The organism is Collinsella sp. CLA-ER-H11, assembly GCF_040092445.1.
Lineage (GTDB): Bacteria > Actinomycetota > Coriobacteriia > Coriobacteriales > Coriobacteriaceae > Collinsella.
Window position 1 is genome coordinate 270,013 of the sequence record NZ_JBBNLN010000002.1, and the last position, 11,427, is coordinate 281,439.

An 11,427-nucleotide genomic window follows, 5' to 3' on the forward strand; every position below is an offset into this window, starting at 1 on the left:
TGGGTGCCTATGTCATCGCTTAAGACGACGCATCGCTGGGCGGTCGCTCAGCAAAACCCCGAGCTCGAAAAGGAGCTTTCGGCTGGTCTGGGCATTCCCGGGCTGGTGGCGCGCATTATGGTCGCGCACGGCATTGGCTCCATCAAAGAGGGCCAATTGTTTTTGACGCCTTCGCTCGATCGCGACTGGGCCGACCCACTCATTATCCCGGGCATGTCAGTCGTTGCCGACCGCGTCGAGCGTGCTATTCGCAACCACGAGCACATTGCAGTCTTTGGCGATTTTGACGTTGACGGTATTACGTCGACTTGCCTGTTGACCGAGGCTCTGCGCACGTTTGGCGCCGATGTCACGCCGTTTATTCCGCATCGCTTTGACGAGGGCTACGGTCTTTCGCGCGCGGCGCTCGACCGCGTTAACGAGCTCGCTCGCCCCCAGCTGATCGTGACCGTCGATAACGGCATTGCCGCCAAGGAAGAGGTTTCCTATCTGGAGAGCCTGGGGATCGATTTGGTGGTCACGGACCATCACGAGCCCTCCGACCAGGTGCCGCAGGGTGTGCCCCTGACCGACCCCAAGCTCGAGGACGAGGGCCCCTCGCGCGAGCTTGCCGGTGTTGGTGTGGCGCTCAAGCTGGTGCAAGTCCTGGGTGAGCGCCTGGGCAAGCCGTCGTATTGGCGTTCGCTAATCGAGGTCGCGGCGCTGGGCACCGTGTCCGACATGATGCCGCTCACGCCCGAGAACCGCGCACTGGTCGCCGAGGGCATCCAGCAGATGCGCGTGACGGCCCGTCCCGGCTACATCGCACTTGCCGCGCTCGCCAAGGCGGACCTTTCGAGCATTACGGCGGATGGCCTGTCATTCTCGCTCATTCCCCGCTTAAACGCTGCCGGTCGCATGGCCGATCCCAAGCTGGCGCTCGACCTGCTGCTTGCCCGCAATCCCATCGAAGCAAGCGCGCTGGCGGCTGAGCTCGAGGAAATCAACCACCAGCGCCGTGAGATCGAGGCGGAGCTCACGCGCGATGCCATGGCAAAGGTCGAGGAGACCTATGACGGCGGACGCGCGATTGTCGTGGGTGGCGAGGGCTGGCACGAGGGTGTCAAGGGCATCGTGGCAAGCCGTCTGACCAACCGCTATCACGTGCCGGCGCTGCTGTTCTCGATCGAGGACGGTATCGCGCGCGGCTCTGGTCGCTCGGTGGGCAAAGTTAACCTGTTTGACGCCGTCGAGCGCTGTTCCGACCTGCTGATTCGTCGCGGCGGACATGCCGGTGCGGTGGGTGTGACCATCGAGGCATCCAAGCTCGATGAATTCCGTCGTCGCCTTTCCGCCGTGCTATCGGAGATTCCCGCCGAGGACTTTGAAGACATCGACGAGGTTGCCGCCACGGTCGACCTTTCCGAGCTGAATATTGAGACTATAGAGCAGATTTCCCGTCTTGAGCCGTTTGGCCAGGGCAACAAGGTGCCGTTGCTGGCCGCCGAGGGCGTGACGATGTGCGATCGCGCCGTGGTGGGCAAAACCGGCGAGCACATGCGCTTTGTGGCGACCGATGGCGCCGCGAGCGTGCCGGCCATTATGTTCCGCGTGCCGCAAATCGATAAGCTCATCAACTGCGATAGCGCTGTCGACTTGGTGTTCGAGGCCGTTGCCGAGCATTGGCAGGGGCGTGTGAAGCCCAAGCTCATGATCAAGGATGTCTTGGTGCGCGATACCACGGCGTCCAATATCGACGATCCGGCATGTGAACTTCGCCGCGGCGTGCAACCGGCGGATTCTGGCCTGCGCCTGGAGTCGCGTAAACGCGAGACGCTCGCCCAGCTTTCTTATACCGAGCTGACGCGCTCGCTTATCCATAGCTTTATCGGCTCGAACCAGCCGCACCGCGCGCAGGTCGAGGCGCTCGATGCCCTGGCCGATCACCAGAGTGTTCTGGCCGTTATGGGAACGGGGCGCGGCAAGTCGCTCATCTTCCATGTGCATGCCGCGCGCGAGGCGGTCCTTCGCGGGCGTGCGAGCATCTTTGTCTATCCGCTGCGTGCGCTCGTTGCCGACCAGGCCTATCACCTCTCGTCGACGATGGCAGCGCTTGGCATTGGCGTTGGCGTGCTGACCGGCGAGACCGTGGAGGCCGCACGCGATGACGTGTTCGCCGGCCTAGCTTCGGGTCGCACCGGTATCGTGCTCACGACGCCCGAGTTCCTGTCTATCCACCGTGACCGTTTCGCGCGTTCGGGCCGCATCGGCTTTGTCGTTATCGATGAGGCGCACCACGCCGGCCTTGCCAAGGGCGGCGACCGTAGCGCCTATCTTGACATGCCCGATATCCTCAAAGCCCTGGGCGACCCGGTCGTTATGGCTGCGACGGCCACCGCGACGGCTCCGGTCGTGGCCGAGCTTGCCCGCATGTTGCCAATCACTCGCACGGTGGTCGACGAGACGGTGCGCGAGAACCTGCAGCTCGAGGACGACCGAGATCTTGCGAGCCGCGAGAACCGTTTGGTGTCGATCGTGGCGACGGGGGAGAAGACCGTCATCTACGTCAACTCGCGTGATCAGTCCGTGGCGCTTGCTAAGACGCTGCGCAAGCGGGTGCCCGATTGCGCGACCCGCATCGCGTTCTATAACGCGGGGCTTGCGCGCTCCGATCGTCGCCGTGTTGAGGAAGCCTTTAGAGACGGAAGCCTGAGCTGCATCGTTTCAACCTCGGCCTTCGGTGAGGGCGTCAACCTGCCCGATATCCGCCATGTCGTGCTCTATCACATGCCGTTTGGCAGCATTGAGTTCAACCAGATGAGCGGACGCGCCGGTCGCGACGGCCAACCTGCCGTGATCCACCTGCTCTATTCGTCGCGTGACGCCCGCATTAACGAGCGCCTGCTCGACTGCTACGCGCCCGAGCGCGACGAGCTCGTCACGCTCTATCGAGCGCTGCAGACTATGTGGCGCTCCAACCGCGGCAAGACCGGAGACGACTCGTTTAGCGCGAGCGATATCGATATCGCGCAGATGTGTCTTGCCATCGATGCCCGCACGCCGGTCGACGAGCGCTCGGTGGAAAGCGGCCTGGGAATCTTCGAAGAGCTTGGTTTCTGTCGCGTTTCGGGGTTTGACGACACCCGTCGCATCGCGATGGCAGAAAACCCCGGCCGTGTGCAATTGAGCAGGTCAATTCGCTATTTGGAGGGCTTGCGCTCGCGCATGGAGTTCTCGGCTTTCCGGAGTTGGGCGCTCGATTCGTGTGCTTCTGATATGCTAGCCAAAGTTAACCGCCCGATCGTACCGCGGGCCTAGGGGAAGGGGACCTCGATGGATGCCGCAGCCCGTACCGCCCATGATTCCACCCTCCAGCCGTTTTCGGAGATGGAGCACTATAAGCATGCCGATGAGCTGCCGCCCGAGATTATGGCGGACAGCTACGACAAGCTGGAGCGCCTGTGCCTCAAATATATGAATGAGGAGGACTTCTCCAAGGTGGAGCAGGCCTATTGCTTTGCCGCCGAGAAGCACTGCAACCAAAAGCGCCGCTCGGGTGAGATGTACATCAACCATCCCGTCGAGGTGGCCATCATCTTGGCCGATCTCAAGATGGACTGCGATGTGGTGTGCGCCGCGCTGCTGCACGATACCGTCGAGGACACCGAGACCTCGCTTGCCGATGTTTCCGGCCTGTTTGGCGATACGGTGGCCGAGCTCGTCGATGGCGTGACCAAGCTCACCAACATCGAAGTCGATAGCATGGACGAGAAGCAGGCGCTTACGCTGCGCAAGATGTTCCTCGCCATGTCCAAGGACATCCGCGTTATCATCGTCAAACTTGCCGACCGCCTGCATAACATGCGTACGCTGGCGGCCCTTCGCGAGGACCGTCGCCTGTTTAAGGCTCGCGAGACCATGGACGTGTATGCGCCCCTGGCCGACCGTCTGGGCATGAGCTCTATTAAGTGGGAGCTCGAGGACCTGTCCTTCTTCTACCTGGAGCCCGATGCCTACCAGCGCATCGCGCGGATGGTGGCGGAGTCGCGCGAGGTTCGCGAACGCTATCTGGCCGAGACCATCAAGACGCTCACCGACGAGCTCAACCGCATTGGCCTGGAGGGCTTCCAGATCAATGGCCGCTCCAAGCACTATTGGTCCATCTACCAAAAGATGAAGCGCAAGGGCAAGGAATTCTCCGAGATCTACGACCTGGTGGCACTGCGCGTCATCACGCATTCGGTGCGCGATTGCTACTCCACGCTCGGCGCGGTGCATACGTTGTGGCACCCCATGCCCGGTCGTTTTAAAGACTATATCGCCATGCCCAAGGTCAATAACTACCAGTCGCTCCATACGACGGTTATCGGCCCCACGGCCCGCCCGCTCGAGATTCAGATTCGAACCTATGAGATGCATGAGCAGGCCGAGTACGGCATTGCCGCCCACTGGCTCTATAAGAAGTCGGGCGGATCGTCTGCGTCTAAGACCAATGATGCCCAGCGTCTGGACGACCAGATTAACTGGCTCAAACATTCGCTCGATTGGGCGGCGTCTGACGAGATCACCGACGCTAAGGAATACCTGCACTCGCTGAAGGTCGACTTGTTTGACCAGGAGATTTTTGTCTTTACGCCCAAGGGCGAGGTCATGGCGCTTCGCGCCGGCTCCACGCCGCTCGACTTTGCCTACGCCGTTCACACCGAGGTGGGCAACCACTGCGTCGGTGCCAAGATCAACGGTGCGGTGGCCCCACTCACGCACGAGATCAAGACGGGCGACCGCGTCGAGATCCTGACCAACAAGAGTTCCAAGCCGTCGCGCGATTGGCTCAAGATCGTCAAGACGCCTTCCGCCAAGTCAAAGATCCGCCGCTATTTTGCCGCCGCGACCAAGGACGACGACGCTGCCACCGGTCGCGATATACTGGCCAAGGACCTGCGTAAGCGTGGCTATGGCATTTCCACGCCGCGTTCGACGCGTGCACTCAACGCCGTGGCGGAGCAGTTTAACTATAAGCAGCTCGAGGACTTGTTTGCCGCCGTCGGCGCCGGCAAAGTTGCCCCGCGCGCTGTGGGTAACAAGGTCGAGCAAATCTTGGACCCCAAGCCCGAGGAACAGCTCACCAAGGCCGAGGCTATCGCCGAGGTCGTGAAACAGCCGGCCCGAGGCTCCAACCGCAAGCCGCAAAAGCGCGGCAAGAGCGCCAGCAACGGCATTATCGTCAAGGGCGAGAGCAACAGCGGCCTGCTGGTTCGTCTGGCGCATTGCTGCAATCCGGTGACGGGCGACGATATCGTCGGCTTCATCACGCGCGGCCGTGGCGTTTCGGTGCATCGCGCCAACTGCCCCAACGTCAAGGGTCTTATGGAACATCCCGAGCGCATGATCGATGTGGAGTGGGACGGCGCTGCCGACACCCTCTTCCAGGTCGAGATCGTGGTCGAGTGCCTGGACCGCATGGGCCTGCTCAAGGATGTCACCATTGCCATTGGCGATGCGGGCGGCAATATCCTTTCTGCCGCCACGTCGACCAACCGCGAGGGTATTGCAACCCTGCGCTTTATGGTCGAGATCTCGGACGCGAGCGGTCTGGATCCGCTGCTGGCTTCCATCAGCAGTGTCGATTCGGTCTACGACGCTCGCCGTCTTATGCCCGGCGAAGGCGGAGCTCAGCTCAAGCGCCGTGTGTAGGTGCGAGAGCCTCTCAGCATCATAGATATTGGTTACGTTCGAGGCATCGTTTGGTGCCTCGAACGTATTTTAGAAGGAGGGTATGCGCATGGGCGATATGACTTTGGACCTGACACCCCGAGGTGCAGCTTCGATTGAGGCACTCGTCAACGGCCCGATTCAGACCAACAGTTACGCCGTGATTTCGAATGACGAGTGCTTAATCGTCGATCCGGCGTGGGAGGGCGAGCGTCTTGTGGAGCATATCCGCACCGCGCATCCCGAAGTTCGCGTACTCGGCTCTGTCTGCACGCACGGTCATGCCGACCATGTTGGCGGGGTCGCCGGGGTTCGAGCTGTCGTTGGCGACAGCGCACTATATGAGTTGTGCGCTAAGGACGTGACGGTGCCTCGCGCAAATATCGAGGAGCAGCGCGCCATGTGGGGTATTGAGACGCCCGATCCGGGCGAGCCGACGCGGCTGCTTGCCGAGGGCGATACGATTGAATTGGGCGATATCTGCCTGCAGGTGATCGAGACGCCGGGGCATACGCCGGGCGGCATCGTCCTGTTCGCCGCGACCGAGCAGGGGAACATCGCCTTTGTGGGCGACACGCTTTTCCCGGGCAGCCACGGTCGTACCGATCTTTCCGGCGGTGACGAGGCGGCGATTATGCGCTCGCTCTCCAAACTTGCCAAGACGCTTCCGCCCGATACCGTTTGCTTGACGGGCCATGGCGATTCGACCACGATGGCGCGCGAACTTATGCAGAATCCGTTTATGCAGATGTAGGCTCGAAGCCGTCTTTCGAATCACGAAGACCGCTCAATCGTCAAGCTATTTTCCCCAGTGGGTCGATTCTGTGGGGCAAACGGTCAAAATTTGTCCAATCGGATGGTATTCGTGAACAAACGAACGTTTATGCTCGGGTATGTCGTGGTAAAATCTCAGGCGTTATCGGAGCAACCTTACAGGAGGTTTCTTTTATGCTCGTCAACGCAGCAGACATGCTCAAGAAGGCCGAGGCCGGCAAGTACGCTCTCGGTGCCTTCAACACCAACAACCTCGAGTGGACCCTGGCTATTCTCCAGGCCGCCGAGGAGGCCAAGTCTCCGCTGATCCTTCAGTGCACCGCTGGTGCCGCTAAGTGGATGGGCGGTTTCAAGGTCTGCGCCGACATGGTCAAGGCTGCCGTCGAGGCCACGGACGTTACCGTCCCCGTCGCCCTTCACCTCGATCACGGTTCTTACGAGGACTGCTTCAAGTGCATCGAGGCCGGCTTCACGTCCATCATGTATGACGGCTCTCACGAGGAGACCTTCCAGCTTAACCTCGACCGCACCAAGGAACTCGTTGAGCTTGCCCACTCCAAGGGCATGTCCATCGAGGCCGAGGTCGGCGGCATCGGCGGCACCGAGGACGGCGTGACCTCCAACGGCGAGCTCGCTGACCCCGCTGAGTGCAAGCAGATTGCTGACCTGGGCGTCGACTTCCTCGCCTGCGGTATCGGCAACATCCACGGCGTGTATCCCGCCGACTGGGCTGGCCTTTCCTTCGAGCGTCTGGGCGAGATCAAGGCTCAGACCGGCGACCTGCCCCTCGTTCTGCACGGTGGTACCGGCATCCCCGAGGATCAGATCAAGAAGGCCATCTCCCTGGGTATCTCCAAGATCAACGTTAACACCGATCTGCAGCTCGTCTTCGCCAAGGGCGTTCGCGAGTATATCGAGGCTGGCAAGGATCAGCAGGGCAAGGGCTTTGACCCCCGCAAGCTCCTCAAGCCTGGTCGCGACAACATCGTTGCCCGCACCAAGGAGCTCATGGAGGAGTTTGGCTCCGTCAACAAGGCGTAAGCGTCGCTAAACTTCCCACCGGAAGCCCCGTCTCCCTACACTGTTTCCTTTGCGCTCACCTGGCTTCGCCAGAAGTCGCGCCAAGGAAACAGTTCCGGGAGACGGGGCTTCCTTCGTTTAACGCCGCAGGGTTACGAGTCTGAATTAAGGTGGCTACTGGCTTCGCCAGAAGTCGCGCGACGGAATCAGCTCCGGGGAAACGGGGCCTCCTTCGTTAACTCGCTACAGGGTTACTGGGCTGAATTCATTTTTTGACTACCGCTCGGCGGTGTTGATGGCTCCCTTGTTGGGGCTTTCTTTTTTATCTCGCTACAATGGACTTCAAGAGTTCTAATGACTTGGAGTTTGGTATGGCTGTTATTAATGTGCTGCCTTCGGATGGGAAGGTTATTGACGAGGGTCCCGTTGGTTGCTCTGTTGATGTTTGCAATGATGACTTCCGTTTTCTAGATGTTGGTTTGCCACCCGAGATTCTGCGTTTAAAGGACGCGGGGTATCTTTCGCAGGCTATTGAGGCTTGCGACCGCCTACTTGCCCAAGATCCCGATCCCTCGCTTGCTGCCTGCGTTCGTGCCGAGCGGTATCGCATGCTTGAGACGCCGCTTCATTTTTCGGTGTCGCGCGATCGAGCTATTGCGATGATTCGCGAGGAGTGGCCTGAGTTTACCGAGGAGCAGTTTGACGATCTGATTGACCGTAAGCGTATTGACTGGCGCTTTATCGATGGCGAGCTGTTCGTTCTCGACAACTTCCTCGATTCGCTTCGCGTATATCCCAAAGAGGTCCCCGGCATGCGTCCCGATTCTACGGACGGAATAGCACTGCGCGACGAGATGCTCAAGGAGATGGAGTCACAAAACGGATTGCCTCGCGTCGTTACGCTTAAAGCGTCCGTGTCTGTCCCCGGCGCTCTGGAGGGGGAGACCGTTTGCGCTTGGCTTCCCGTCGCGGCTGCCTGCCGTCAGCAGTCTCGGGTCGAGATTCTCGACATGACGCCGGAGGGTGCTGTTGCTCCCGCGAACGCTTCGGCGCGTACCGCCTCGTGGTCTTCTTCGAGTGAGCGCTCATTCTCGGTGACTTATCGTTATCACATCGATGCTGCTTATTGTGATGTCTACGGTGGCACACTTCCGGTTCATCCGCGTATGGACGCGCCTCTGCCCGAGGATATTTCCGAGGACCGTCCGCACATTGCATTCACGCCGTATCTGCAGCAGCTGACGGCCGGTGTTGTTGACGGACTCGAGGATCCGCTCGATCGCGCTCGTGCTATCTATGATTATCTGACGCAGCATATCGACTATCGCTATCAGCCGCCGTACTTGCTTTTGGGATCTATTGCCGATGACTGCGCGCATTCGCTCCGCGGCGATTGCGGCGTTATGGCGCTCACGTTTATCACCATGTGCCGTATCGCGGGCGTGCCTGCCCGTTGGCAGAGCGGCCTGTACGTTGCGCCCGATTCGGTGGGGTCGCACGACTGGGCAGAGTTCTATACGCCGCAGACCGGTTGGCTCAACGCCGACGTGTCATTTGGATCTTCTGCTCACAGGATGGGGGAGGAGTGGCGCCGCCGTCACTACTTTGGCAATCTCGACCCATGGCGTATGGTGGCCAACAATCGATTCCAGGCAGAGTTTGAGCCCTCTTTCGACGGCATGCGCGAGGACCCTTACGATAACCAGATGGGTGAGGCTTCGGTCGACGGTCGCGGATGCCGTCAGCGCGAGATGCTACGCACGGTCGAACTCATCGAAATGCTCGAAGTTCCATTTTCGGACTAATCGGTAGAAAGCTGTGATAAACTAACTCACGCATTGCGTGCCCGAGTGGCGGAATTGGCAGACGCAGTGGACTCAAAATCCACCGTTGGCAACAACGTGCGAGTTCGAGTCTCGCCTCGGGCACCATACATGCAAGTGAGCGTTCAAGGGGGTTGCGGCCCCCTTTTTCGTGCCGAACTCGCGTGAGCGCGCGAAGCGTTAAGCAAACAGGCCTGTGGCCTGTCTGTAGCAGAGCGTGGCGAGGGCGCCACGCGCCCGAAGCCCGGGGCTTCGCGAAGCGAAGGCCCTTCGAGTCTCGCCTCGGGCACCATACATGCAAGCGAGCGTTCAAGGGGGTCAAGGCCCCTTTTTCGTGTATGTAATGTGATAACGCGCTGTACGTGTTATTATTCGCAAGGCGTTGTTCCCGCAATGCCCTAAAGAGGAACCCGAGGGTTCCCACCTTTTGGCGCCAATGAGCAGCTGACTGGTCATACAACTTAGATTACCTTCCTCAAATCGAGGAAGTCTATGTGTACGACCTGGTTGCTGAGAAGCGCCGGGTTATTTTTTTATGAATGGAGGTAGGGAAAATAGCTAAGTCTGATGACACCCGCATCAACGACGAGATCACTGCATCTTCGTGCCGTTTGATTGGCGTCGATGGCTCTCAGCTCGGCCTGTTCGCCATCCGCGATGCCCAGCGCGTCGCCGACGATCAGGGTCTCGACCTGGTCGAGATCGCTCCCAACGCGGAGCCGCCGGTCTGCAAGGTCATGGACTACGGTAAGTTCAAGTACCAGCAGGCCATGAAGGCCAAGGCTGCTCGTAAGAACCAGTCCAAGGTCGAGGTCAAGGAAATGAAGTTCCGACCCAAGATCGACGTTGGCGACTACGAGACCAAGAAGGGCCACGTTCTGCGTTTCCTCAAGAAGGGCGCACGCGTTAAGATCACCATCATGTTCCGCGGCCGTGAGATGGCTCACCCGGAGCAGGGCCTTAACGTTCTCGAGCGCCTCGCCGAGGATCTCAAGCCTTACGCTACGGTCGAGTCCAAGCCTAAGATGGAAGGCCGTAACATGCTTATGCTGCTCGCCCCGATTAAGGGCGCCTTCGATGAGGATAAAGCGGCAAGCGATACCAAGTAACTAGTGTTCTGTAACCGATTAAGGAGTATTTCATGCCTAAGATGAAGTCCCACAGCGGCACCAAGAAGCGTTTCCGCAAGACTGGTACCGGCAAGCTTATGCGCGCCAAGGCTTTCAAGAGCCACATCCTGAGCAAGAAGTCCACCAAGCGTAAGCGTGGCTTCCGTCAGGAGACCGAGATCGCCGCTGCCGACCGCAAGGTCATCAAGTCGCGTCTCGCCTAAGTTCGCGTTCCCGTTTTTCGTTTTACCGTCTAGGAGTTGATAGAACATGGCACGTATTAAGCGCGCTGTTGCCGCCAAGAAGAAGCGCCGTACCGTTATGCACCGTGCGAAGGGTTACTACGGTGCCGCTTCGCGTACTTACAAGCATGCTAAAGAACAGGTCCAGCACTCCCTGCAGTATCAGTATCGTGATCGCCGCAACAAGAAGCGCGAGATCCGTTCTCTCTGGATCACTCGTATCAACGCTGCTGCTCGCCTGAACGACATCTCTTACTCTCAGTTCATGCACGGCCTGAAGGTTGCCGGCATCGAGCTCGACCGCAAGGTCCTGGCTCAGATGGCTTACGAGGATATCGAGTCCTTCAACGAGCTGGCTACCATCGCCAAGAAGGCTCTCGAGGCCTAATAGATTCTCTTGAATCGCTAGGGGAGTGTCGCGTTGTGCGCGGCGCTCCCTCTTTTTATCTGAGGCGCGGTTTACATTGCTAAAAGCGCGGGTAGATAAACACTTACAGGTGACCGATCTCTATATATTCCTGAACCAAAGGGTCATCATCTGATACGTGCGGAAGATCCGCACCAGTCTTTCTATTACCTATAGAAAGCAATATGTTGTGTAGGACTTGTGAAGAGTGGAATTGACGTCCCACAGGGCTTCGCGGTCTGGCAATATATCTCCTTGCCGCGCGGCCCGGTCGGACCGGATGAGCCGCAAAGCGTGCACCTTGAGAACCGGATACTGCGAGGATGGACACTTCAAGTGTCGCATCCGGGCAGACATCGAAC

At 59.4% G+C, this 11,427-nt stretch carries 8 protein-coding genes and 1 tRNA gene; all 9 read left to right on the forward strand.

Annotated features, from left to right (window positions below):
* Positions 1 to 9: 9 nt before the first annotated feature.
* The 9 genes from recJ to rplT all read left to right on the forward strand — a co-directional run bounded on the left by recJ (position 10) and on the right by rplT (position 11,047).
* On the forward strand, positions 10 to 3,297 hold the full coding sequence (gene recJ, locus AAAX35_RS02740; protein ID WP_349116665.1) for a single-stranded-DNA-specific exonuclease RecJ: 3,288 nt from the start codon (positions 10 to 12) through the stop codon (positions 3,295 to 3,297).
* Positions 3,298 to 3,312: 15 nt separating this feature from the next.
* Complete coding sequence (locus AAAX35_RS02745; RefSeq protein ID WP_349116667.1) at positions 3,313 to 5,673, forward strand: bifunctional (p)ppGpp synthetase/guanosine-3',5'-bis(diphosphate) 3'-pyrophosphohydrolase; 2,361 nt, start codon at positions 3,313 to 3,315, stop codon at positions 5,671 to 5,673.
* Positions 5,674 to 5,761: 88 nt separating this feature from the next.
* Entirely contained in the window at positions 5,762 to 6,445 is a 684-nt protein-coding gene (locus AAAX35_RS02750) for an MBL fold metallo-hydrolase (protein ID WP_117758818.1), read from the forward strand.
* A 194-nt stretch (positions 6,446 to 6,639) separates the two neighbouring features.
* Positions 6,640 to 7,506, forward strand: a complete 867-nt coding sequence (fba, locus tag AAAX35_RS02755) for a class II fructose-1,6-bisphosphate aldolase (protein ID WP_349116668.1) — start codon at positions 6,640 to 6,642, stop codon at positions 7,504 to 7,506.
* Positions 7,507 to 7,856: 350 nt separating this feature from the next.
* Complete coding sequence (locus AAAX35_RS02760; RefSeq protein ID WP_349116669.1) at positions 7,857 to 9,290, forward strand: transglutaminase-like domain-containing protein; 1,434 nt, start codon at positions 7,857 to 7,859, stop codon at positions 9,288 to 9,290.
* A gap of 39 nt (positions 9,291 to 9,329) precedes the next feature.
* Positions 9,330 to 9,416, forward strand: a tRNA-Leu gene (locus AAAX35_RS02765).
* 431 nt (positions 9,417 to 9,847) lie between these two features.
* Positions 9,848 to 10,417 (forward strand): translation initiation factor IF-3, encoded by a 570-nt coding sequence (infC, locus tag AAAX35_RS02770; protein ID WP_006234423.1) that lies wholly within the window; start codon positions 9,848 to 9,850, stop codon positions 10,415 to 10,417.
* A 32-nt stretch (positions 10,418 to 10,449) separates the two neighbouring features.
* The gene (rpmI, locus tag AAAX35_RS02775) at positions 10,450 to 10,641 is read left to right on the forward strand and encodes a 50S ribosomal protein L35 (protein ID WP_006234422.1); all 192 of its coding nucleotides are present in this window, start codon (positions 10,450 to 10,452) and stop codon (positions 10,639 to 10,641) included.
* A 46-nt stretch (positions 10,642 to 10,687) separates the two neighbouring features.
* Positions 10,688 to 11,047, forward strand: coding sequence for a 50S ribosomal protein L20 (rplT, locus tag AAAX35_RS02780; RefSeq protein ID WP_006234421.1), 360 nt, complete (start codon positions 10,688 to 10,690; stop codon positions 11,045 to 11,047).
* Positions 11,048 to 11,427: the final 380 nt, after the last annotated feature.